Raw genomic sequence first — 24,629 nt, forward strand, 5'->3', positions numbered from 1 at the left:
TGAAGCCATTATCGCCGATTGGCGTCGCGAGATCGCGGCGGTTGGCGAGCAAGCCAAGGCGATGCCGGACCGGGGCATCCCCAAGCCAGCGGCACGGCCGGAGGTGGCGGCGAGCGAAACGGCGGTGGACCCCGCGACCGAGCGGTCTTTGTCGAGCGATGCTCCGGGCACGGCTCAGGCGCGCGCGGCGGCAAACGAAGCGCATGCGGTCCGTCCCGCGATTCTTTCCGAACATACCGGCCGGCAGGTTGCTGCCGCCTTCGGCGAGCTGTCCGACGCCTTTGCAAGCCGCAGCAAGAAGACATTCGACGAGATGGCCGAAGAAATGCTGCGGCCGATGCTGCAGGATTGGCTCGACAACAATCTGCCGACGCTGGTCGAAAGGCTGGTGCGCGAAGAGATCGAGCGCGTGGCACGCGGGGCGCAATAGCGTCCAGGCTTCCATTCCAGAAGAAACGTCGCCGTCGAGGCGGCGTTTCTCGTTGCGGCGCGATCAGCCGCTGGTCGCCGAACTGGCAAAGGCGATCAAATTGCCGTCGGGGTCGCCAACAATGAAGGTGCAGCAGCCCCAGGGCTCGGTTCGCAACGATGCCTTACGGCCGTCCGTTGAAATGAACAGGGCCGCGCCTATCTGCTTGTGATGATCCCGGGCGGCCCTCGCGGTTGACTTGACCAAGACCTTCCGATTTACACCGAACCAGCAAAATCCCGACAGCGCGGACCGTTCCCATGCTTGAAAAGACCTACGACGCCAAGACCGTCGAGCCGAAGATCGCCAGGGTGTGGGAGGAAGCCGATGCGTTTCGGGCTGGCGCTGGGGCGGAGGAGGGGGCCGAGGCCTTCACCATCGTCATTCCGCCGCCCAATGTCACCGGCTCGCTGCATATGGGCCATGCGCTCAACAACACGCTGCAGGACATCCTGGTGCGCTTCGAGCGCATGCGTGGCAAGAACGTCCTGTGGCAGCCCGGCATGGACCATGCCGGCATCGCCACGCAGATGGTGGTCGAGCGCCGGCTGATGGAAAAGCAGATCCATCGCCGCGATCTCACCCGCGAAGAATTCATCGAGAAGGTGTGGGAATGGAAGGCCGAATCGGGTGGGTTGATCTTCAACCAGCTGAAACGTCTCGGTGCCTCCGCCGACTGGTCGCGCGAACGCTTCACCATGGACGAGGGCCTGTCGAAGGCCGTGCTCGAAGTGTTCGTCACGCTCTATAAGGAAGGGCTGATCTACAAGGACAAGCGCCTTGTGAACTGGGACCCGAAACTGTTGACCGCAATCTCCGATCTCGAGGTCGAGCAGCAGGAGGTCAACGGCAATCTCTGGCATTTCCGCTATCCGATCGAAGGCGCGGCCTTCGATCCGGAGAACCCGAAAACCTTCATCATCGTGGCGACGACTCGTCCCGAGACGATGCTGGGCGACACGGCTGTCGCGGTGAATCCCGACGACGAGCGGTTCCAGCATCTCATCGGCAAGAACGTCGTCCTGCCGATCGTCGGGCGCAAGATACCTGTCGTGGCCGACGAGTATTCCGATCCGGAAAAGGGGTCCGGAGCGGTCAAGATCACGCCGGCGCATGATTTCAACGACTTCGAGGTCGGCAAGCGCCACAAGTTGCCGGCGATCAACATCCTCACCGTCGAAGCCGCCATCAAGCTCAGGGATAATGAGGACTTCCTCGCCGGCCTCGAGGTGACGCCGGTGCGTCAGGCGGTATGGGACGAACTCGACGGCCTCGACCGTTTCGTCGCGCGCAAGAAGATCGTCGAACTGATGGAGGCGGGCGGCTTCCTCGACAAGGTCGAGCCGCATCGCCACGCGGTGCCGCATGGCGACCGCGGCGGCGTGCCGATCGAACCGTTCCTCACCGAACAGTGGTATGCCGATGCGGCCGAACTCGCCAAGCCGGCGATCGCCTCGGTGCGCGAAGGTCGTACCAACTTCGTCCCGAAAAATTGGGAAAAAACCTATTTCGACTGGATGGAGAACATCCAGCCCTGGTGCATTTCACGCCAGTTGTGGTGGGGACATCAGATTCCGGCCTGGTATGGGCCGGACGGGCGCGTCTTCGTCGAGAAGACCGAGGAAGAGGCGCTGAGTGCGGCGATCGAATATTATTTGGCTCTGGAAGGGCCATGGAAGGCCTGGGTCGAGGACAAGCTCGAGAATTTCAAGCCGGGCGAGATACTGATCCGCGACGAGGATGTGCTCGACACCTGGTTTTCGTCGGCGTTGTGGCCGTTCTCGACGCTTGGCTGGCCGGACCAGACACCGGAACTGAAAACCTATTACCAGACCGACGTGCTGGTCACCGGCTTCGACATCATCTTCTTCTGGGTTGCCCGCATGATGATGATGGGCCTGCACTTCATGGACGAGGAACCGTTCCACACCGTCTATGTCCATGCGCTGGTGCGCGACAAGAACGGCGCCAAGATGTCGAAGTCGAAAGGCAACGTCATCGACCCGCTCGATCTCATCGACGAATATGGCGCCGACGCATTGCGCTTCACCCTGACCGTGATGGCGGCGCAGGGGCGCGACGTGAAGCTCGACCCGGCGCGCATCGCCGGCTACCGCAATTTCGGCACCAAGCTGTGGAACGCGACGCGCTTTGCCGAGATGAACGAAGTCGCGCGCAATGACGATTTCTGGCTGAACGACGCCAAGCTGGCGGTCAACCGCTGGATCCTGACCGAGTTGACGCGCGCCGCGCGCGAGATCACCGACGGCATCACCTCGTACCGCTTCAACGAGGCGGCTGGAGCGGCCTACCGCTTCGTCTGGAACCTGTTCTGCGACTGGTATCTGGAACTGCTGAAGCCGGTGTTCATGGGCACGGACGAGGCGGCCAAGGCTGAAAGCCGCGCCTGCGTCGCCTTCGTGCTCGACGAGATCTACAAGCTGCTTCATCCGATGATGCCATTCATGACCGAAGAGTTGTGGGCGCAGACGGCGGGCGAGGGTAAGGAACGGGCATCGTTGCTGTGCCATGCCGCATGGCCGTCGCCGGATTTCGAGGACGCGGAAGCTGCCGCCGACATCAACTGGCTGGTCGATCTCGTCTCCGGCATCCGCTCGGTGCGCTCTGAGATGAACGTGCCGCCGGCGGCCATTGCGCCGCTCGTGGTGGTCGGCGCCAACGACGTGACGCGCGAACGACTGGTTCGCGAGGAGTCCGCGATCAAGCGGCTGGCGCGCGTCGGCGACATCTCGCTCGCCGATGCGGCACCCAAGGGGTCGGCGCAGATCGTGCTCAACGAGGCGACGATCTGCCTGCCGCTTGGCAGCCTGATCGACCTCACGGCGGAGGCCGTGCGGCTGCAAAAGGAACTGGTCAAGGTGACCGAGGAAATCGCGCGCCTGCACAAGAAGCTGTCGAATGAGAAATTCGTCGCCAGCGCGCCGGCCGGGATCGTCGAAGGCGAACGGGAAAAGCTCGCAGAATATCGCGACGCGCAGGACAAGCTTTCGGTGGCGCTGACCAGGGTTCGTGACGCCGGCTGAAGGGCAGATTCGGGAGATTTTAGCGCCCTCTAAAATGGGCGGTCTCGTGCCTCGAAAACCGGCATTCCGTTGCGTTAATGTTGACGTAAACGGAAGTTTTTGCCCCATTGTTGCCATAATGTAACAATGGGACCGCAGACCGCTTAAATCGGCCTTTTTTGAGCCTTTCCGGTCGCTTTTTCCTTTTTTTGGAGCGATGAACCTCACCAAAGACCGTTTTTTGGGGTCGCGGCGTCCGGCCTGCATTTTGCCCGAAATACGTTGGGCGAACATGTACATGTACGCCCAACGTATTCGTTATTGCACCGTTAACGTGAATTGGTTCTAGCTTGATCCACTAGTTATTCGGGGAGGACATCCATGAACAATTCGCGTCTGAAAGCACTGCTGGGGGCGGGGTGCTTTTCGCTGGCCTTGATGGGCTCGGTTATGCATCCGGCGCATGCCGGCGGTCTGGAGCGCGGCGGCTACGATATTGACCTGCTGTTCGATCCGGCGCCATTCACTACGGAAGCTGAAGCGACCTATGTGATGCCAGATCGCAAGTATGAGAATGCGCGTGGTCCGGGCGGAGCAAATCTCGGCTTGGGCACCTCAGCCGATGGTGCCGAGGGTTATTGGGTTCCGCGCATTGGGGCCAAGGTCCAAGTTTTGCAAGGCGTCGATTGCATGGTCGACTATTCGCAACCCTGGGGCGCGCACACAGCGCCAGGTATATGGAACGGAGCGCTCTCCAATATCGAAACCGATATCAAGAGCGACAACTACGCAGGTACCTGCTCCTACAAGATGGATGCCGGCAAGGGCCAACTCCGCTTTATCGGCGGTTTGTTCTACCAGGATATTTCGGGCTTTAAGGAAAGCCTGGTGAATGTTTTTCCGGCACTGACGGGTCGTGTCGACCTGAAAACCAGCGGCTGGGGCTGGCGCGCGGGAATTGCTTACGAAATCCCCGACATCGCGTTGCGCGCAAGCTTGGTCTACAACTCGAAAGTCAAGCTCGACAATATCGAGGGAACACTGGATCTCACCAGTATCGGCAGGGGTATTACCCCCATCTACGGCTCAACGCAGTACATGCCTGATACCCTGGAGTTGAAACTTCAGTCAGGCATCGCGCCCGGCTGGCTCGCCTTTGGCTCGGTCAAGTGGGTCAACTGGAGCCTGCTGCAAAGCGTTCCGATCTGCCCGGTGGGTTTCCCCGCTTCGTCATGCTTCACCGGTTCGCCGGCCGCGGTGACTTCGCTCGATCTGATGTATCGTGACGGCTGGACCGTCACAGGCGGTCTGGGCCACAAGTTCAACGATCAGTGGAGTGCCGCCGGCCAGCTTTCGTGGGATCGTGGCACCTCGCATGGCTATGGCGCGCAGACTGATACATGGACGCTGGGTGGTGGCGTGGCCTATACGCCGTCGCCGAGCGTCGAAATTCGTTTGGCGGGAGCGGTCGGCGTGTTGACCAGCGGTCACTCAGGAGAATTGGCCGGTGAAAACGGCTATATTGCCGGCGAGGATGCCAGCTACGACTTCGGCAACGATCTGGTCACGGCAATTTCCGGTGGCGTAAAGATAAAGTTCTAAACTATTGAATATTATTGGAAAGGGCCGGGCGTTGCCCGGCCTTTTCATTTAAGCCGACATCACTGGTATGTCCGGTGCCCAAGCGCCGTTGCATATAAGCCGCACTCTCGGCCGTCTCGCGCAATTGTGACGTTTCAGCAACACTTTCTGAACAACCCCTCCGCTAAGGGGCAGGCCGAGGAAATTGCCTATTTCCCGCCATAAACCCGGCGCACCTCGATCTTGTCCCGGGACATGCGTCAAAAGGCTCGGCGATGGGACAGGCCGCACCGCCCGCGGCAAGGATGAGAATGGACGCCAAGGTCATTTCAAAGGCTAAGCTCCCTAGCCGCCATGTGACTGTCGGTCCGGCGCGTGCGCCGCACCGGTCCTATCTCTATGCCATGGGCTTGTCGGCGGCCGAGATCGCGCAGCCGCTGGTCGGCGTCGCGTCCTGCTGGAACGAAGCAGCACCCTGCAACATCTCGCTGATGCGCCAGGCGCAGGTGGTCAAGAAGGGCGTCGCAGCCGCCAACGGCACGCCGCGCGAGTTCTGCACCATCACCGTCACCGATGGCATCGCCATGGGCCACCAGGGCATGAAGTCGTCCCTGGTGTCGCGCGAGGTCATCGCCGATTCGGTCGAGCTCACGATGCGCGGCCATTGCTACGATGCGCTGGTCGGCCTCGCCGGCTGCGACAAGTCGCTGCCCGGCATGATGATGGCCATGGTGCGGCTCAACGTGCCGTCGATCTTCATCTATGGCGGTTCGATCCTGCCCGGCAGCTATCGCGGCCGCCAGATCACGGTGCAGGATGTGTTCGAGGCGGTCGGCCAGCACTCGGTCGGCACGATCGACGATGCCGAGCTGCTTGAAATCGAGCAGGCCGCCTGTCCGTCGGCCGGTTCCTGCGGCGCCCAGTTCACCGCCAACACCATGGCCACCGTCGCGGAGGCAATTGGCCTCGCGCTGCCCTATTCCTGCGGCGCACCGGCGCCCTACGAAATGCGCGACCGTTTCAATTTCGCCTCGGGCGAAAAGATCATGGAGCTGATCGCGAAAAACATCCGCCCGCGCGACATCGTCACGCTGAAGGCGCTGGAAAACGCGGCGACCGTGGTTTCGGCCACCGGCGGCTCGACCAATGCGGCACTGCATCTGCCGGCGATCGCGCATGAGGCGGGGATCAAGTTCGACCTGTTCGACGTGGCGAAAATCTTCGAGAAGACGCCCTACATCGCCGACCTCAAGCCAGGCGGCAAATATGTCGCCAAGGACATGTTCGAGGCAGGCGGCATCCCGCTGCTGATGAAGACGCTGCTTGACCACGGCTATTTGCATGGCGATTGCCTGACGGTCACTGGCCGTACTTTGGCCGAAAATATGGAGCACGTTGCCTGGAATGAACACCAGGATGTGGTCCGCCCGGCCAACAGACCTATTACCCAAACCGGCGGTGTCGTGGGGTTGAAGGGAAACCTTGCCCCCGAAGGCGCGATCGTGAAGGTCGCGGGCATGGCGGAGTTGAAATTCTCCGGCCCGGCGCACTGCTTCGATTCGGAAGAGGAATGTTTTGAGGCGGTGACGAACCGCGCCTATCAGGAAGGCGAGGTTCTGGTCATCCGCTATGAAGGACCGCGCGGCGGCCCGGGCATGCGCGAGATGCTGTCGACGACGGCGGCACTCTACGGCCAGGGCATGGGCGGCAAGGTGGCGCTGATCACCGATGGCCGTTTCTCGGGCGCGACACGCGGCTTCTGCATCGGCCATGTCGGGCCGGAAGCGGCGGTGGGCGGCCCGATCGGTCTCATCAGGGATGGCGACGTGATCACGATCGACGCGGTGAACGGCACGATCGAGGTGGCGCTGTCCGAGAGCGAGCTGGCGGCGCGAGCGAAGACATGGAAGGCGCGCACGACCGACTATCAGTCTGGCGCGATATGGAAATACGCACAAACCGTAGGGTCCGCCAGGGATGGCGCGGTCACCCATCCGGGCGGTGCGAAAGAAACACACTGCTATGCGGATATCTGAGTTGTTGAAGTCAACACCAGAGTTGTTGAGGTCATCCGTCCTTTCGGCACTGGTCGCGGTTGCGATCTTTGGCGCCGTGGACCAGGCCATGGCCTTCGACGACAAGGTCTTCGACGACAAGACCGGCGTGAAGCCGCAGTCGAGCCCCTGGGCGGTGTTCCAGTTCGGTTTCTCCGCCTACAAGAGTGGCCACAAGGAGCAGGCCGCCGAGGCCTATAAATACGCCGCCGAAAACGGCCAGATCGGCGCCACCTGGAAGCTTGCCCGCATGTATGCCGAAGGCGACGGCGTGGCCCGCGACGATTATGAGGCGTTCAAGTTCTTCTCGGAGATCGTCGACCAGGACGTCGAGCCCGGCTCTCCGGAAGAAAGCTACGTCTCCGACGCTCTGGTGGCGCTCGGCGACTATCTGCGCACGGGCATTCCAGGCAGCCCGGTCACCGAGAACGAGGTAGCGGCGCAGGAATACTACATGCGCGCCGCCGCCAACTACCGCAATCCGAACGCCCAGTTCGAGATGGGCCAGATGTTCCTGAAGGGCGAGGGCGGCGTGAAGGCCAGCGTCAAGCAGGCCGGGCGCTGGTTCCAGCTCGCCGCCGAGAAGGGCCATGCCGGCGCACAGGCGACGCTTGGCCACCTGTTGTTCCAGAGCGGCAAGATCGTGCGCGGCCTGGCGATGATGACCGCGGCCCTCGAGCGTGCGTCGCCGGCCGATCAGCCCTGGATCCGCGGCATGCAGGAAGAGGCGTTCGCCGCGGCCGGCGAAGCCGACCGCCGCACCGCGATCTCGCTGGCGGACGATATCCTGACCAAGGGCAACAACACCGATCAGTAGGCTCTTTCTCCCGTCACCATGCGACGAGCGGAGGAGCGATCCGTGTAGCGGACGAAAAGCCAACTGCTTGGCTTTTCGAGCGACAAACGCCAGCAAGGCACTGAGGGGCAGCGTCGGCCTATCAAGGCTCGTCTCGACCTGAAGGCGAGGCAATCCAGAAGAAAATCAGTTTTCGGTCGGTTCCGTCGGCACCATGCTCGGCGCGGGTGTGGAGATCGGCGTGACGTGCACGTGCGGCGCCATGGTGTTTGCGGGGCAGCTATCGCCGACCTTGGTCCAGGATGTGTTGTTGAGCACCATGTCGCAGCGAGCCAAATGACTCTGATCGGCGACCGTCAGGCAGGCGACCTGGCCGACCGGATAGGATTTTCCATTGGCAAGACATTCCTGCGCGGCGAGGGCCGGCACGATCGCGACCGTGGCGAATGCCAAGCCGATCGGACAAAGAGCAAATCGAATGGCCATGGGAACCCCGGCCGCCATGATGATCTCCCATCATGCGTCGGAATGTGGCGATATGAGGTCCTCCGGTATCGGCTCGCCCGGCACTAGCCCGCACCGGCAGGCCCTAGGTCAGGCCGGCAGCAAGGCGAGGTCGATGGCAACCGGGACGTGATCGGACGGTTTTTCCCAGGCGCGCACATGCTTTTCGATCGAGGCCGACGAGAACCTGTTCGCGGCTTCCGGCGACAACAGCAGATGGTCGATGCGGATGCCGTTGTTCTTCTGCCAGGCGCCGGCCTGATAGTCCCAGAAGGTGTAGGTGTCCGAGGCATCGGTGACCGCGCGCACCGCCTCGGTGAAGCCGAGGTTCAAAAGCCGCCGGAAGGCTTGCCGCGTCTGCGGCTGGAACAGCGCGTCGCCCAGCCAGTTCTCGGGAAATCGCGCGTCGACCGGCTCGGGGATGACGTTGTAGTCCCCGGCCAGCACCAGCGCCTCTTCCAGCCTCAGGCGCTCCTGCGCCCAGCGCTCCAGCCGCGCCATCCAGGACAGCTTATAGGGAAATTTCTTCTCGTCATCGATCGGGTTGCCGTTCGGCAAATAGAGCGAGGCGACGCGAAGCGCCCCCTTGTCGGTCGAGAACACGCCTTCGATGAAACGCGCCTGTTCGTCGGCATCGTCGCCCGGCAGGCCTTTGATAACCTCGTCGAAGCGCAGCTTCGACAGCAGCGCGACACCGTTGAAGCCCTTCTGGCCGTGGATTTCGACATTGTAGCCAAGCGCCTCGATCTCGGCACGCGGGAACTGCTCGTCGACCGTCTTGATCTCCTGCAAGCAGACGATGTCGGGCGCGCTTTCGGTCAGCCAATGGGTCAGGTTGCCGATGCGGGCGCGCACGCCATTGATGTTCCAGGTGACGATTTTCATGACGGTCTTATTGTTCCTGCGGCGGAAGGCGTTCGACGAGTCCGATCGTATTGCCTGCCGGGTCCTTTAGAAAGGCCATCCATTCGCTTTCCCCCGCCGGACCGAACTGCCCCTCGGTGTCGCGATGGACCAGCATCGGCGGCGCGGTGAAGGGAATGCCGGCTGCCCTTGCCTCGGCGTGGAAGGCTTCGAGGCCAACACTATCGAGATAGATGGTGCCGGCTGGGATGCCGTCGGTGAACAACAGCCTGACATCGCCGGCCATGATGAAGGCGATGCCGGGCGGATCGTAGCGGGCATGAACGTTCATGCCGAGGACATCGCGCCAAAAGGCCAACGTCGCGTCGAGGTCGCGACCGGCGGAGAGCGCAACCTGACGAACCGCGCCGGTTGCGGGCATCTCGGTCCTAGATGGAGAAGCTGGTGCCGCAGCCGCAGGAGGCGACCGCATTCGGGTTCCTGATCTGGAACGACTGGCCCATCAAATCGTCGACGAAGTCGATGACCGAACCGCCCATATAGACCAGGGACAGATCGTCGATCAGCACCGTGGCGCCGTCCTTTTCGATAGCGACGTCATCGTCGTTGCGTGTGTCGACGAGGTCGAACTTGTAGGAAAAGCCGGAGCAGCCGCCGCCTTCGACGGAAACGCGCAGCGCTGTCTTGCCGGCTTCGGCCGAAACAATCCTGGCGATCCGCTTGGCGGCAGCCTCGGTCATCTCGACTTTCATGGCGGTCTTGGCATCCGCGCCCATAGGCGTCACCTTGCTTTCGGTTTCACATGATAGGTATGAAGCGCGACGAGGCAAGTCAACTGCGGCAGCATCAGCCATGACAAATGAGCTTGGCGACATCGGATTCGGCTATCGGCCGCGCGCGGCCTATGCCACGGATCCGGCCCGCTCGCGCGGCCGGCTGTTCGACGAGGTGGAAAGCCCGACCCGCACGCCGTTCCAGCGGGACCGCGACCGGATCATCCATTCGACGGCGTTTCGGCGGCTCAAACACAAGACGCAGGTCTTCATCGCCCATGAAGGCGACCACTACCGGACAAGGCTGACCCATTCGATCGAAGTGGCGCAGATCGCGCGTGCGCTGGCGCGGGCGCTGCGCGGCGACGAGGATCTCGCCGAGGCGGTGGCGCTGGTGCATGATTTCGGCCACACGCCCTTTGGCCACACAGGCGAGGACGCGCTGAACGAAAAGATGGCGGCTTGGGGCGGCTTCGACCACAACGCACAATCGCTGCGCATCGTGACCAGGTTGGAGGCTCGCTACGCCGAATTCGATGGGCTCAATCTGAGCTGGGAAACGCTGGAAGGCCTGGTCAAGCACAATGGTCCGCTCACCGACAGCAGCGGCCAAGGCCTGAAAGGGCCGGTACCGCAGGCGATCCGCGACTACTCGCAATTGCAGGATCTCGAACTCGACCGGTTCGCCGGCATCGAGGCGCAGTGCGCGGCGATTGCCGACGACATCGCCTACAACACGCATGATATCGACGATGGGCTGCGGTCAGGGCTGTTGACGCTGGACATGCTGAAGGGCGTTTCGCTGCCCGGAACGATCCTGACGAGTGTGCGTGAGCGCTATCCCAGGCTTGATGACGTGCGCACCGGTCACGAATTGATGCGGCGGCAGATCACGGCCATGGTCGAGGATGTGATCAAGTCGACGACCGCCAATCTGGAGCGGATCAGGCCGCCGAGTGCCGACGCGGTGAGGGCGGCGGGCGAGACGATGGTGACCTTTTCGGCCGAGATGGCGGAAGCCGAGAAGGAACTGAAGGCCTTCCTCTACAAGCACCTCTACCGGCACGAGGAGGTCATGCGGGTGCGCGCGGACGCCGAGCAGATCGTCAGGGACCTGTTCGATGTCTATTTCGCCGATCCGCGCGCCATGCCGGACGGCTGGCGCGAAGGGCTGGACCGCGCGCAGGATCGCATCAAGGCGCGCAGCGTCGCCGATTTCCTGGCCGGCATGACCGACACCTACGCGCTCAAGGAACACAGGCGTTTGTTTGACCGCACCCCGGATTTGAGCTAGGGCGGGCTCGATTTGCCGGCCAAAGGGCTGGATTCGTCACAAAGCCGCCAGAGCATACACCATGAACATCTTCGCCGATTTCACCGCGCGAGTCGTAAAAGCTGTCGAAGCGCTTGACCTGAAAGACAAGGACGGCGTTTCGCCTGATCTGTCGCGTATCGCCGTCGAGCCGCCGCGCGACGCCACACACGGCGATCTCGCGACCAATGCGGCAATGGTGCTGGCCAAGCCGACCGGACAAAACCCGCGCGCGCTGGCCGAGAAGCTGGCGGAAGCGCTACGGGCCGACAGGGACGTCGCCGCCGCCGAGGTCGCCGGTCCGGGTTTCGTCAATCTGCGGCTCAAGGACGGTTTCTGGCAGGCGCATCTGTCGGCGCTTCTGGGCGAGGGGCGCAATTATGGCCGTTCGACGATCGGCGCCGGCCACAAAACCAACGTCGAATATGTCTCCGCCAACCCGACCGGGCCGATGCATGTCGGCCATTGCCGGGGTGCCGTCGTCGGTGATGCGCTCGCCAACCTGATGGCGTTCGCCGGCTACGACGTGACCAAGGAATATGTCATCAACGACGCCGGTGGGCAGATCGACGTGCTCGGCCGCTCGGTCATACTGCGCTACCGCGAGGCGCTCGGTGACGACATCGGCGAGATACCACCAGGGCTTTATCCGGGCGACTATCTCGTCCCTCTTGGCCAGGCGCTAGCCAAGGAATTTGGCCGGGGCCTGCTGCAGATGCCGGACGAGGAGGCGCTGGCCATCGTCAAGGATCGCGCCATCGATGCGATGATGGCGATGATCCGCGAGGACCTTGCGCTGCTCAACGTCCACCACGACGTGTTTTTCTCCGAACGCACGCTGCATGCAGACAATGCCCGGAAGATCCGCTCTGCGATCAACGACCTGACGCTGAAGGGCCATATCTACAAGGGCAAGCTGCCGCCGCCCAAGGGCGAGAAGCCGGACGACTGGGAAGACCGCGAACAGACGCTGTTCCGCTCGACTGCCGTCGGCGACGACATGGACCGGGCGTTGGTCAAGTCCGATGGCTCGTTCACCTATTTCGCCGCCGATGTGGCGTATCTGAAGGACAAGGTCGATCGCGGCTTCGTCGACCTGATCTATGTTCTCGGTGCCGACCATGGCGGCTACGTCAAGCGCCTGGAAGCCTTGGCGCGGGCGATTGCCGGCGACGACGTCAAGCTCACCGTCCTTTTGTGCAATCTGGTCAAGCTGTTTCGCGATGGCGAGCCGGTGCGTATGTCGAAGCGGTCCGGCGACTTCGTGACGCTGCGCGAGGTGGTGGAGGAAGTCGGACGCGATCCGATCCGCTTCATGATGCTCTATCGCAAGAACGATGCGCCGCTCGATTTCGACTTCGCCAAGGTGACCGAGCAGTCCAAGGACAATCCGGTGTTCTACGTGCAGTATGCCTCGGCGCGCTGCCATTCGGTGTTTCGGCAGGCGAGCGAACAGTTGGGGGAGGCGAATTTCGATCGCAACGGCCTGGCGGCCGCGGCAACGTCGCTGACCGACGAAGGTGAAATCGGCCTGATCCGAAAACTCGCTGAATATCCGCGTCTGATCGAGTCCGCCGCTCTTGCGCTCGAGCCGCATCGGCTGGCATTTTATCTCTATGATCTGGCTTCCAGTTTCCATGGACACTGGAACCGTGGCACGGATAATCCGGACTTACGTTTTGTTAAGGTTAACGACCGACAATTGACGCATGCCAGACTAGGGCTGGTGCAGGCTGTTTCGGATGTTCTCACGTCCGGCCTGACGTTGATCGGAGCCGCCGCGCCCACCGAAATGCGTTAGGTTTGACTAAAAAACCTGTCACCTTTTGCCCACATTGCGCTGGTAAGGGCCAACCCTGCGCGACGTCCAAGGCGTCCGAATGAGTGCGAGTTCGGGAACAATAATGGCAGACAGAACCCAGCTGAGAGTAGCCGACAACAACGATATCGGCGAGGATGATCCGTTCGCGGAACTGACCAGGATCATGGGATTCGACCCACGCCAGCCGGTCAAGCCGGCCGAGCCGAAAGCCGCTGTCGCCGATGAGGCCGCGCGAGAGGGCGATTTCGACATCGATCTCGAGAAGGAACTGATGGGCGAGTTCGACGCTGTCGATAGCGTTGCTGCTCCAGTTGTCGAAGCTCGTGAGCCGGCATTCGAGCCGATGGCCGTCGATGTGGCGGACGACGATCTTGCGCTGTCGCTCGATGACGATTTCCACCTGGACATGGCTGAAGTCGATGACCAGACGGTCGCCGCAAGCCATGCGAACCCTGGCGCCTCGGAAGCCGTGCTGTCCGTCGAGCCGGCCTTTGACGCCGATTTCGACAGTGCCGTCGCCAGTTCTCTCGAAGACGTTTCGCCCTTCGACGACGATCTGCCAATGGACGACGAGCTTGCCGCCTCCCTCGACCAGGATTTCCATATCGAGGACGAGGCAGCCGAGACCCGGCATGCCGTTGAATCGCCGGTTGCCGAAGTGCCGGTGGCCGTCGAGCCGGCCTCCAATCATGAATTCGACGATGCGGTCGCGATCTCGCTCGAAGACGAGCTGATGCTCGACGACCATCCGGCGGATCAGCGCCAAGGGGCTGCTGTCGAATATCCAGAACCTGTACTGGCCGCCGCGAATGAGACCCAGGCGATCTCCGAAGAGGATTTCGTGGGTCACTTCGACGACGCCATGGCAGATGTCGACGTGGATTTTGACGTTCAGGCGAATGAGCCAGAGGCTTTTGACGAAACGCAAGCGCACCAGTTGCTTGCCGATGCCGTCGACACGACGGACGAGATTCCAGGTGTTGAAGCCGTTTCGGATGACGCTTTCGACCTGAATTTGGACGAGGCGTTTGCCCAGCCTGGCGAAGAGCCCGTCGCTGAAATCGCCGCGGCTCCGGCGCAGTCGGCAGCGCCCATGGCAACCATTGCGCCGCCAGTGCAAGCCCCCATCGCGGACGAACGAAGCCTCGAAGACGAGTTGAACGCGCTTCTTGGCGCCATGACAGCGCGCACGCCGCCAGCGGCCAAGGAGCCGGTCATGACTCAGCCCGTCGTGGCCCAGCCGGCCGCGGCACCCGTTCAGCCGCCTCTCGGCGCGACAGCAAAGGTCGCGGAGGAACCCACCGATCTTGTTGGTGATCTCGACTGGGATCTCGATGAAGCAGTATCCGAGGATGTGCATCACGCCGGGTCCGCCCAGGCCGCCGGAGCCAACCTCGACGACGTGTTGCTCGATGAACTTCAGGACCAGGATTTCGGTTCGGATGGCGCTGAACAGGGCGATGTCGATCTCGACAATGATGCCTTGGATGCCGCCCTGGCCAAAAGCATCGATTCGCATGACGAAACAGCGTCCCGGCGGGATCAGGCCGATTCGCTCGATTGGCTGGCGGATCGCTCGGCACAGTCGGAGCCTGCCCGTTCTTGGAGCCGCGTGACACCGGTCCCCCAACAGCCGGCATTTGCCGCGCAGCCTGTCGCCTCGACGGCGGCCAGGACGGCAGCGCCGGAAGTGGCTGCGGTCCCCTCCTACCGTTCGGCCGAGCCGGTTGCAGCTGCTCCCTATATGGCTCCGGTGTCGGCACCGCAGGCGCCGCAGTCCTCGAGCTATGAAGAGATGCCCGATGTCGAGACGGTCGATGTGCCGGAGCGTGTCGTGGCGCTGGCTGACGATCTCGATATTCCAGAGTTGCATTTCGAGGAAGATCAGCCGGCAGCGTCCGGTTATGACGATCTCGACGCCGAATTCGCCAGCCTTCTGACTGAGATGAATTCCGTGGAGGTCGCGCCTGCCGACGCCAGCGCCGCCGCTTATGCCGACGAATCCTACAATGCCGGGTACAATCCGGGATATGACAAGGTCAATCCGGGATATGACGCAGCCAATCCGGGATATGGCGCAACCAATCCGGGCTATGACAGCGTCAATCCCAGATATGGCGCGGCCAATCCGGGATCCGAAGAGCCCAGACAAGCTTATCAACCGGAAGCGCGGACCTATGCGGCACGGCCGGCGGAAATGGCTGGCCGCGCGTCGGCGGTTTCGGCCTATGCCGATGCCGCCGAAGGCTTCGACCTCGACAATCTGCCCGGCAGCCAGCCGGTCTCGCAGGCGGACGATTTTACCGTCGATGAACTCGACTACGATCCCGAACTGGACGAAGCGATGTCGGTTCCAGGCCTCGGCGAGCGGGAAGCCGCCAGGTCGTCGAGCCGGCGCGGCCTGTTCATTGCCGCGATTGTCGGTGCCGTCGCGGTCGCTGGGGGTCTTGGCGCCTTCGCGCTCTCTTTGGGCGGCAAGGGCGGCAGCGAAGCTCCGGTGATCGTCAAGGCCGACAATTCGCCGATCAAGATCAAGCCGGAAAATCCGGGCGGCACCGTGGTGCCGAACCAGGACAACAAGGTCTATGACGCGGTGGTCAAGGGTGCGAAGCCCGCCGAGCCGGTCCAGCAGAAGCTTGTCACCAACGTCGAGGAACCGGTGAACGTGCAGGCGAAGGACGCGGCCCGCGCCGTCGATCTTTCTCCCGACCAGAACGCTGCCGCCGGCACGGATGGCGGCGGCGACGTTTCGACCGCTGGCGCGGCCCCGGCCGACAACACGGCGCCCGCGCCGAAGTCGGAGGATCGCATCGCCCAGGTCCTGCAGGACGCCGACAAGGGCACCAACAATAATGTCGTTGCCGTTGCGCCGCGCAAGGTCAGGACCATGGTGGTCAAATCCGACGGCTCACTGGTGGCGCGCGAGGACCCGGCACCGGCGGCACCTCAGGTGGCCGCGGCGGAGCCGACCGATCCGGCGCCACAGCATGTGGCGCCTGCCGGTCAGGCTGAGGCCGACCAGACTGGCACCGACCAGACTGGCACCGACCAGACTGGCACCGATCAGACTGGCACCGATCAGACCGGCACCGTGGCGCCCGCCGCCGCGCAGGCCGACGATGCGCCGGCTCTGAAGCCCGCCGCCAAGCCTGCCAAGGCTGAAGCCAAGGCGCAGTCGGCCAATACGCCAGCCAAGGTTGCGATCGCGCCGCAGCGTCCGTCCGACCAGCCGGTCGACGTGGTCGGCGAGGTCAAACCCGATCAGGTCGCTTCCATCGATCCGGCCTCGACCGCGACCGGCAGCGGTTCGTGGTCGATACAGATCGCTTCGCAGCCGACGGTGGACAGCGCCCAGTCGACCTATCAGGATCTGCAGCGCCGCTATGGCAGCGTGCTTTCCGGCCGCACGGCCAACATCGTCAAGGCCGAGATTGCCGGCAAGGGCACGTTCTACCGCGTCCGCGTTCCGGCCCAGTCGCGCAACGATGCCATCAATTTGTGCACCAGCTACAAGGCTGCGGGCGGCAACTGCTTCGTCTCGCGCTAGACCTCGATCCAACCCTTCAAAGCCGGCGCGGCCCAAGGCCACGCCGGCTTTTTCATATGGCGACATTCATATGCCTGACTTTTTCATGTGGAAGCATGTCTTGCAGTCCGCCGCATGCGGTCAGGCATGATTCCCTTTGATCGCGCGAAGCCCTAGACTCCTGAAATGACCGAATCAAAATCCATGATTCTCGGCTGTGCCGGGAAATCGCTCACCCGCGAAGAAATCAATTTCTATCGCAACGAATGCCCGTGGGCCTTCATCCTGTTTGCCCGCAATATCGGCGAGGCCGAGCAGATCCGCGATCTGGTCGCCGAAATGCGCGACTGTATCGGACGCCCCGACGCGCTGGTGTTCATCGACCAGGAAGGCGGCAGGGTACAACGCCTGCGGCCGCCGCTGGCGCCGAACTACCCGGCCGGCGGCGCGCTTGGGACGCTGTGGCGCGATGACCATGACGCCGGTGCCCGCGCCGCCTGGCTGATGGCGCGGCTGCATGCCTTCGACCTGCTGCGCTACGGCATATCGGCGGATTGCCTGCCGGTGCTCGACGTGCCGATCGAAGGGGCCAGCGATGTCATCGGCGCACGCGCCTATGGCAAGGATCCACGTCCGGTCATCGAACTCGGCCGCGCCGCGGCCGAGGGCCTGATGTCGGGTGGCGTGCTGCCCGTGATGAAGCACATTCCGGGGCACGGCCGGGCCTTTGCCGACACGCATTTCGAACTGCCTGTCGTCGACGCCTCGCTCAGCGATCTGCAGCGGCACGACTTTGCTCCGTTCCGCGAGCTCAACCATCTGCCGATGGCAATGACCGCGCATGTCGTCTACAGCGCGATCGACCCCAAGAACCCGGCGACGACTTCCGGCAAGGTCATCGACGAGATCATTCGACGCGAGATCGGCTTCGATGGACTGCTGATGAGCGACGACACATCGATGAAGGCACTTTCTGGGGATTTCCCGACAAAGGCGGCCTCGATCCTTGCGGCGGGCTGCGATCTGGTCCTTCACTGCAACGGTGTTTTTGAGGAGATGGCTGGCATCGCATCGCGCACCACGGGGCTTGAAGGCAAGTCGCTGGAGCGCGCCAAGCGGGCGATGACCTATATAAGCAAGCGCGACGCGGCCGAAGAAACCGAGATCCGTGCCGAATTCGCCACCTATTTCGACGCGGTGGCCTAGCAAGAGGACGTGACAGGCAGTGGCGGAAGCATTGGAAAGCAAGGCCGCGAAGGCTGCACCGATGGACCGCCTGTGGGCCGAGAACGATGAGTCACGGTTGACGGGCGACCCGTCGCTGGTCGTCGACGTGGCCGGCTTCGAAGGCCCGCTGGATCTTCTCTTGCATCTTGCCCGCACCCAGAAGGTCGATCTGGCGCGCATTTCGATCCTGGCGCTGGTCGAGCAATATTCGACCTTTGTCGAGACGGCGAGGGCGCTGCGGCTCGAACTTGCCGCCGACTATCTGGTGATGGCGGCATGGCTGGCGTTCCTCAAATCGAAGCTCCTGATCCCCAAGCAGCCGGGCGAAGAGGGCGAAAGCGGCGAGGAACTGGCGGCGGTGCTGCAATTCCGGCTGAAGCGGCTCGAAGCCATGCGCGACGCGTCGGCGCGGCTGGTCAACCGAAACCGGCTCGGCCGCGACGTGTTCGCGCGCGGCATGCCGGAAATGGTCATCATCGAGAAGCGCAACACTTATTCGGCTTCGCTCTACGATCTCTTGACCGCCTATGCCCAGCAGCGGCAGAAGCAGGCGATCACCAATGTGACGATCGCCAGGCGCGGCGTCTGGTCACTCAAGGATGCTCGCGACATCCTGACCCGGCTGATCGGCTCGTTGCGCGACTGGACGACGCTCGACAGCTTCCTCATCCAATACCTGACCAGCCCGCAAGAGCGGCGCACCGCGATCGCCAGTTCGTTCGCGGCCACACTGGAACTGGTGCGCGAGCGCAAGATGGATATGCGGCAGGACGAGGTGTTCGCACCGATCTATCTGCGCGACCACCGCGCACAGACAATCAAGGCAGTCGAGGTGGCATCATGAGCGAACGCGCCAACGCTTCGGTTATTCCTTTCAAGATGGACGATGAGCCGGAAGAGGGTGAGATCGACCAGGCTTCGGTACAGAATCCGGCCGAGCGGCTGCATATGGCGGAAGCCGTGCGCATGGCCGAGGCGATCGTGTTCGCCAGCGCCGAGCCCGTGAGCGAAAAGCAGCTTGCCGCACGGCTTCCCGATGGCATCAACGTCGCCCTCGCCATGACAGAGCTGCAGCAGATCTACGCCCGGCGCGGCGTCAATCTGGTGCGGGTCGGCGACGCCTGGGCGTTCCGCACCGCCGGCGACCTGGCCTTCCTGATGAGCCGCGATACGGTGCAGCAGCGAAAACTGTCGCGGGCGGCGCTCGAGGTGCTGGCGATCATTGCCTATCACCAGCCGGTGACGCGCGCCGAGATCGAGGACATCAGAGGCGTCGAGACCTCGAAGGGGACGCTGGATACGCTGCTCGAGACGGAATGGGTGCGCATGCGCGGCCGGCGCAAAACGCCCGGCCGTCCCGTTACCTATGGCACCACCGAAACCTTCCTCGACCATTTCGCGCTCGAGGAGATCCGCGATCTTCCGGGTATGGAGGAACTGAAGGGCGCCGGTCTGCTCTCAGGCCGCATGCCGTCGAATTTCTCTATCCCGCAGCCGCCCGCCGATCCCGACGTGCTGACCGAGGACGAGGATCCGTTGACCGACATCGATCTCGAGGAGCTCGGTCTGCTGACGCCGCGCGTCACGGAAGATTGACCACGAGCGCCTATCAAAAGCCGCTTTACGCCTTTACATGCGCCGTTTGGTAGCGGGCCGCTTCGCTGAAAATGCGTGACATCCGACACCCTTTCATAAACTCTGTCGCGGTTGTGTTTGAATCCCAACGCGAAAACGCATAGATCATCGCCAGGGAAACCATTCGAGAGAGATTTGCTATGGGTTCATTTTCGATTTGGCACTGGATGATCGTGCTGGTCATCGTGCTTCTGGTGTTCGGCCGCGGCAAGATCCCCGAGCTGATGGGCGACATGGCCAAGGGCATCAAGAGCTTCAAGAAGGGCATGGCCGACGACGACGTCGCCGACGACAAGCGCACCGTCGAACACCGTGCCGATGAGACCGTTTCGGCCGCGAAGGAAAAGGCCAGCAAGAGCTGAGCCAAAGAGTTCTAGTCGGAACAGATTGCCATGTTTGAAGTCGGCTGGACCGAAATGCTGGTGATCGCGATCGTCATGATCGTGGTCGTCGGGCCAAAGGATTTGCCCAACATGCTGCGCACCTTTGGCCGCACGGCGGCGAAGCTGCGCGCCATGGCGGGCGACTTCCAGAAGCAGTTCAACGAGGCGTTGAAGGAAGCCGAGCTCGACGACGTCAAGAAGTCGGTCGACGAGCTCAGGGGCCTGAGCCCGGTCGCCGAGATCAAGAAGCAGCTCAATCCGTTCGAGCAGGCGGCGGCCGATGTGCGCGCCGGCGTCGACGCCGCGATGAAGCCGAAACCAGCCGCCGATCCGTCGGCGCCCGCCGCTTCGACGCCACAGGCGGCCGAGCCGTTGAAGAACGGTGCAACGACCATGCCTGGCGTCAACGGGCCTGAAGCCACGACATCAGCCCCGATTTTTCCGGCGATGACCGATGAATCGGCGGTGGCGGAATCCACGGAATCTGCCGTTGCGCCGAAGGCAGCTAAGAAAACCGCGAAGACGGCACCGGCTGCGAAGGCGCCGTCCAAGGCCTCGACGTCCGCGAAGGCCGTGACGGCAAAAGCCGCGCCCGCGCCGACGGCAAAAGCCGTACCCGCGACCAAGGCCACGACAGCGGCAACGCCTGCAGCCGCGGCCGTGACGAAGCCTGCCGCCGCCAAGTCGACCGCCGCCAAGGCTGGGGCGAAAGCCGACCCGAAGCCTGCTCCGGCGAAGAAGCAGGCGACCAAAAAGACGGCTGGAGCCGCCAAGTGAGCGTTTCGGACAAGGAAAAGGACGAGATCGAAAAATCGTCGGCGCCGCTGATGGAGCACCTGATCGAGTTGCGCAGGCGGTTGATCTGGTCGCTCGGTGGCTTCTTCGTAGCCTTCCTGGTCTGCTTCTTCTTCGCCAAGAGGCTGTTCAACATTTTGGTCGTCCCCTTCAAATGGGCGACGAAATGGGCGGGGCTCGACCCGCACAAGGTCGAGCTGATCTACACCGCGCCGCAAGAGTTCTTCTTCACCCAGGTCAAGCTCGCCATGTTCGGCGGCATGGTCATCGCCTTCCCGTTGATCGCCACGCAGATCTACAAATTCATCGCGCCCGGCCTCTACAAGAACGAGCGCAATGCCTTCCTGCCGTTCCTGATCGCATCGCCCATCCTGTTCCTGATGGGCGCCTCGCTGGTCTATTTCTTCTTCACGCCGATGGTGATGTGGTTCTTCCTCGCCATGCAGCAGGTCGGCACGGACGACCAGGTACAGATTTCCCTGCTGCCGAAAGTGTCGGAATACCTCAGCCTCATCATGACGCTGATCTTCTCCTTCGGCCTGGTGTTCCAGCTGCCGGTGGTGACCAGCCTGATGACGCGTGTCGGCATGCTGTCGTCCAAAGCGTTGGCGGAAAAGCGCAAATGGGCGATCGTCATCGCCTTCATCGTGGCCGCGGTGCTGACACCTCCGGATCCGATGAGCCAGATCGGTCTGGCCATTCCGACCATCCTTCTCTACGAGGTCTCCATCTGGGCCGCGCGATGGATCGAGCGGGATCAGGAAAAACAGCGGCTTGCCCGCGAGAAGCAGGAAGCCGGCGACACTGTGGCGGACAAGGCGCCGGACGAGCCGCCAGCGCCAGCTGCTTCGTAGGACAACGGGGCCGGGCCAGCGTCGGAAAACAGCAATCAGCCCATCTTGCATCGATCAAGGATGCGGTTTACCCCCTCTGACTGAAACGCATCGCCATAAAGGCGGTGCGTTTCAGTTTTTGTTTTGAGCATGTCGTTGTCCCAAAACCGCTGCGCACTTTGGGCGACATGCTACCCGAGGAGCGTTCAAACCATGCTTGATATCAAATGGATTCGCGACAACCCGAAGGCCCTTGTCGAGGCGCTCACCAAGCGCTCGTGGCCGTCGGCTGAGGCGCAGTCCACGGTCGATGATCTGATCACCCGGGATGAGGCGCGGCGCGAGCATGTCACCGAACTGCAGACCAAGCAGGAGCGCCGCAACGCCGCCTCGAAGGAGATCGGCAACGCCATGCGTTCGGGAGATGCCGCCCTTGCCGAAAAACTGAAAGCCGAAGTCGGTGAGATCAAGGCTTTCATCCAGAACGGCGAGGCGCGCGAGCGCGAGCTCGACAAGGCGCTGAACGACGCGCTGGCGGTGCTGCCCAATGTGCCGCTCGACGACGTGCCGGTCGGCAAGGACGAGCATGACAATGTCGTCAGGCACGTCGTCGGCAAGGCGCCGACGCGGCCGAACTGGGTGAAGGAGCATTTCGAGATCGGCGAAGCGCTCGGCATGATGGATTTCGAGCGCGCGGCGAAGCTGTCGGGCTCGCGCTTCACCGTGCTGAAGAGCGGCCTGGCGCGGATGGAACGCGCGATCGGCCAATTCATGCTCGACCTGCACACGACCGAGCACGGCTATGAGGAGATCATCCCGCCTTTGATGGTGAAGGACGACGTTCTGTTCGGCACCAACCAGTTGCCGAAATTCGAGGAGGATCTGTTCTTCACGCCACACGGGGAGGGCAGGCTTGGCCTGATCCCAACCGCCGAAGTGCCGCTCACCAATCTCGTGCGCGAGGAAATCACGTCGCATGAAAAGCTGCCGCTGCGCTACACTGCGCTTACGCCCTGCTTCCGTTCGGAGGCAGGCTCGGCGGGGCGTGACACGCGCGGCATGCTGCGCCAGCATCAGTTCTACAAGGTCGAGCTCGTGTCGATCACCGACCAGGAGTCTTCGCTGGCCGAGCATGAGCGGATGACACAGTGCGCCGAGGAAGTCTTGAAGCGGCTCGGCCTGCCGTTCCGCACCATGGTGCTGTGCACCGGCGACATGGGCTTTGGCGCGCGCAAGACCTATGACATCGAGGTCTGGCTGCCCGGCCAGAACGCCTATCGGGAGATCTCGTCCTGCTCGGTTTGCGGCGACTTCCAGGCGCGCCGCATGGACGCCCGCTACAAGGACAAGGACGGCAAGGGCAACCGCTTCGTCCATACGCTCAACGGTTCGGGCACCGCCGTCGGCCGCGCCCTTATTGCTGTCATCGAAAACTACCAGAATGAGGATGGCAGCGTAACCATTCCTGAAGTGCTGCGGCCTTACATGGGCGGCCTGGAAAAGATCGAATCGAAATAATGCGCATTCTTCTGACCAATGACGACGGCATTCATGCCGAGGGCCTGGCGTCGCTCGAGCGCGTCGCCCGCACACTGTCCGACGATGTCTGGGTGGTGGCGCCGGAGCAGGACCAGTCGGGTTATGCCCATTCGCTGTCGATCTCGGAGCCGCTGCGGCTGCGAAAAATCGGCGAGAAGCATTTTGCCGTGCGCGGCACGCCGACCGATTGCGTCATCATGGGCGTCAGGAAGATCCTGCCCGGCGCCCCCGACCTGATCCTGTCCGGCATCAATTCGGGCGCCAACATCGCCGATGACGTAACCTATTCGGGCACCGTCGCCGGCGCCATGGAAGGCGCGCTGCTCGGCATCAGGTCGATCGCTCTCAGCCAGGGCTACAGCTATGTCGGCGAGGATCGTGTCGTCCCTTACGAGACCACCGAAGCGCTGGCGCCGACGCTGCTGAAGAAGCTCGTCGCGGCGCCGCTGCCCGACGGCGTGCTGCTCAACGTCAATTTCCCCAGCTGCCTTCCCGAGGAGGTGGCCGGCACTGTTGTCACCACGCAGGGCAAGCTGGTCCACAGCCTGTGGGTCGACGAGCGCCGCGACGGGCGGGGCCTGCCTTATTACTGGCTGCGCTTCGGCCGCGAGCCGGTCGAAGGCAAGCAGGGAACCGATCTCTTTGCCCTGCGCAACCGGCTGGTGTCGGTGACGCCGTTGCAGCTTGACCTTACCGCGCATGAGATCCGTGACCAATTGAGCAAGGCGCTTGCATGAACCAAGGCTTTCCAATCGACGATCGCGAAGGATTTGCCGCTTTCCTGCTGCGGCTGCGCGGCAGGGGCACGGTGCCGAAGGCGCTGATCGCGGCTTTCGAGGCGACACCCCGGCGCGGCTTCCTGGCGGCGCAGTTCCGCCCGATCGCCTGGTCGGATCGCATGCTGCCGATCGAATGCGGCGAGGCGATCGAAGGGGCTGACATGCAGGCGGCGGTGATCGCCGCACTCGCTATCGAAACAGGAAACCGCGTGCTCGAGATCGGCACCGGCTCCGGCTACACTTCGGCTGTCATATCGCGGCTGGCGGCGCGCGTCGTGACCGTCGATCGCTACAAGACGCTGGTCGAGCAAGCCCGGCAGCGATTCGAGGCGCTCGGCATCGGCAATGCCATCGTGCGCCAGGCCGATGGTTCCAACGGATTGCCCAATGAGGGGCCGTTTGACCGCATCGTGGCCTGGGCGGCGTTCGACAGCCTGCCGCGCTTCCTGCTCGACCAGTTGTCCAGCGGCGGCATCGTCATCGCGCCGATCGGGCCGGAGGAAGGCGAGCAGGTGCTGGCCAAGCTCACCAAGGTCGGCAGCCGTTTCGAACGCGAGGATATCGGCATGGTGCGGCTGCAACCAATTCTGCGCAGCCTGGCAGCGGTTATCTAGTTTCAGGCCGGCTGCCAGATCCCTTTCGGGCCCGGCTATCGGCATCGCTGACCATCCTCAAATGTTTTAAGAAAATTTTCGTCGGATTCTAATGGGTTAA

General features: G+C 62.7%; 22 protein-coding genes. 17 read left to right on the plus strand and 5 right to left on the minus strand.

Annotated features, from left to right (window positions below; all coding sequences use genetic code 11):
- The 5 genes from O7A61_RS08325 to O7A61_RS08345 form a co-directional block, all read left to right on the plus strand.
- Positions 1-430 (plus strand): PopZ family protein (locus O7A61_RS08325; protein WP_337129317.1); only part of this gene is annotated, 430 nt, incomplete at its 5' end.
- Positions 431-729: 299 nt separating this feature from the next.
- Complete coding sequence (locus O7A61_RS08330) at positions 730-3,513, plus strand: valine--tRNA ligase (RefSeq protein ID WP_337129318.1); 2,784 nt, start codon at positions 730-732, stop codon at positions 3,511-3,513.
- A gap of 360 nt (positions 3,514-3,873) precedes the next feature.
- Positions 3,874-5,094 (plus strand): OmpP1/FadL family transporter, encoded by a 1,221-nt coding sequence (locus O7A61_RS08335; RefSeq protein WP_337129319.1) that lies wholly within the window; start codon positions 3,874-3,876, stop codon positions 5,092-5,094.
- A 290-nt stretch (positions 5,095-5,384) separates the two neighbouring features.
- Positions 5,385-7,109: a dihydroxy-acid dehydratase gene (gene ilvD, locus O7A61_RS08340; protein WP_027146787.1), complete on the plus strand. Its 1,725-nt coding sequence runs from the start codon at positions 5,385-5,387 to the stop codon at positions 7,107-7,109.
- Entirely contained in the window at positions 7,096-7,944 is an 849-nt protein-coding gene (locus tag O7A61_RS08345) for a tetratricopeptide repeat protein (protein WP_337129320.1), read from the plus strand. Before ilvD ends, O7A61_RS08345 begins: the two co-directional genes overlap by 14 nt.
- A 165-nt stretch (positions 7,945-8,109) precedes the next feature.
- On the opposite strand, the gene O7A61_RS08350 is transcribed toward O7A61_RS08345, so the two are convergent.
- From O7A61_RS08350 to erpA, 4 genes are all read right to left on the minus strand, one after another.
- Positions 8,110-8,427 (minus strand): hypothetical protein, encoded by a 318-nt coding sequence (locus tag O7A61_RS08350; protein WP_337129321.1) that lies wholly within the window; start codon positions 8,425-8,427, stop codon positions 8,110-8,112.
- Between the two features lie 90 nt (positions 8,428-8,517).
- Complete coding sequence (xth, locus tag O7A61_RS08355; RefSeq protein ID WP_140711439.1) at positions 8,518-9,312, minus strand: exodeoxyribonuclease III; 795 nt, start codon at positions 9,310-9,312, stop codon at positions 8,518-8,520.
- Positions 9,313-9,319: 7 nt separating this feature from the next.
- Positions 9,320-9,712 (minus strand): VOC family protein, encoded by a 393-nt coding sequence (locus tag O7A61_RS08360; RefSeq protein ID WP_337129322.1) that lies wholly within the window; start codon positions 9,710-9,712, stop codon positions 9,320-9,322.
- Between the two features lie 7 nt (positions 9,713-9,719).
- Positions 9,720-10,067 (minus strand): iron-sulfur cluster insertion protein ErpA, encoded by a 348-nt coding sequence (erpA, locus tag O7A61_RS08365; RefSeq protein WP_140508725.1) that lies wholly within the window; start codon positions 10,065-10,067, stop codon positions 9,720-9,722.
- 76 nt (positions 10,068-10,143) lie between these two features.
- On the opposite strand from erpA, the gene O7A61_RS08370 reads away from it, so the two are divergent.
- Together O7A61_RS08370 and argS are read left to right on the plus strand one after the other, a co-directional pair.
- Positions 10,144-11,358, plus strand: a complete 1,215-nt coding sequence (locus O7A61_RS08370) for a deoxyguanosinetriphosphate triphosphohydrolase (protein WP_337129323.1) — start codon at positions 10,144-10,146, stop codon at positions 11,356-11,358.
- 61 nt (positions 11,359-11,419) lie between these two features.
- Positions 11,420-13,177, plus strand: a complete 1,758-nt coding sequence (argS, locus tag O7A61_RS08375; RefSeq protein ID WP_027146794.1) for an arginine--tRNA ligase — start codon at positions 11,420-11,422, stop codon at positions 13,175-13,177.
- A 2,929-nt stretch (positions 13,178-16,106) separates the two neighbouring features.
- Here the strand turns inward: argS and O7A61_RS32570 are convergent.
- Complete coding sequence (locus O7A61_RS32570; RefSeq protein WP_442921058.1) at positions 16,107-16,553, minus strand: pentapeptide repeat-containing protein; 447 nt, start codon at positions 16,551-16,553, stop codon at positions 16,107-16,109.
- Here O7A61_RS32570 and O7A61_RS32575 point away from each other — a divergent pair.
- The 10 genes from O7A61_RS32575 (at position 16,437) to O7A61_RS08425 (ending at position 24,529) form a co-directional block, all read left to right on the plus strand.
- A complete protein-coding gene (locus tag O7A61_RS32575) occupies positions 16,437-16,745 on the plus strand; it encodes an SPOR domain-containing protein (RefSeq protein WP_442921059.1) in 309 nt (102 codons plus the stop codon). The two genes, O7A61_RS32570 and O7A61_RS32575, sit on opposite strands and share 117 nt — an antisense overlap.
- A gap of 165 nt (positions 16,746-16,910) precedes the next feature.
- A complete protein-coding gene (nagZ, locus tag O7A61_RS08385; protein ID WP_337129325.1) occupies positions 16,911-17,930 on the plus strand; it encodes a beta-N-acetylhexosaminidase in 1,020 nt (339 codons plus the stop codon).
- 61 nt (positions 17,931-17,991) lie between these two features.
- Positions 17,992-18,795, plus strand: coding sequence for a segregation and condensation protein A (locus tag O7A61_RS08390; RefSeq protein WP_337129362.1), 804 nt, complete (start codon positions 17,992-17,994; stop codon positions 18,793-18,795).
- On the plus strand, positions 18,792-19,547 hold the full coding sequence (gene scpB / locus O7A61_RS08395; protein ID WP_027146798.1) for an SMC-Scp complex subunit ScpB: 756 nt from the start codon (positions 18,792-18,794) through the stop codon (positions 19,545-19,547). Before O7A61_RS08390 ends, scpB begins: the two co-directional genes overlap by 4 nt.
- A gap of 179 nt (positions 19,548-19,726) precedes the next feature.
- Entirely contained in the window at positions 19,727-19,948 is a 222-nt protein-coding gene (locus O7A61_RS08400; protein ID WP_015317533.1) for a twin-arginine translocase TatA/TatE family subunit, read from the plus strand.
- 30 nt (positions 19,949-19,978) lie between these two features.
- A complete protein-coding gene (tatB, locus tag O7A61_RS08405) occupies positions 19,979-20,746 on the plus strand; it encodes a Sec-independent protein translocase protein TatB (RefSeq protein WP_337129326.1) in 768 nt (255 codons plus the stop codon).
- Positions 20,743-21,618, plus strand: coding sequence for a twin-arginine translocase subunit TatC (gene tatC, locus O7A61_RS08410; protein WP_337129327.1), 876 nt, complete (start codon positions 20,743-20,745; stop codon positions 21,616-21,618). Before tatB ends, tatC begins: the two co-directional genes overlap by 4 nt.
- 192 nt (positions 21,619-21,810) lie before the next feature.
- On the plus strand, positions 21,811-23,115 hold the full coding sequence (serS, locus tag O7A61_RS08415; RefSeq protein WP_337129328.1) for a serine--tRNA ligase: 1,305 nt from the start codon (positions 21,811-21,813) through the stop codon (positions 23,113-23,115).
- Entirely contained in the window at positions 23,115-23,873 is a 759-nt protein-coding gene (gene surE, locus O7A61_RS08420; protein ID WP_337129329.1) for a 5'/3'-nucleotidase SurE, read from the plus strand. The genes serS and surE overlap by 1 nt, the downstream gene beginning before the upstream one ends.
- A complete protein-coding gene (locus O7A61_RS08425) occupies positions 23,870-24,529 on the plus strand; it encodes a protein-L-isoaspartate(D-aspartate) O-methyltransferase (protein ID WP_337129330.1) in 660 nt (219 codons plus the stop codon). Before surE ends, O7A61_RS08425 begins: the two co-directional genes overlap by 4 nt.
- Positions 24,530-24,629 lie beyond the last annotated feature (100 nt).

The sequence above is a fragment of the Mesorhizobium sp. Cs1321R2N1 genome (genome assembly GCF_037179725.1).
Taxonomy (GTDB): domain Bacteria; phylum Pseudomonadota; class Alphaproteobacteria; order Rhizobiales; family Rhizobiaceae; genus Mesorhizobium; species Mesorhizobium salmacidum.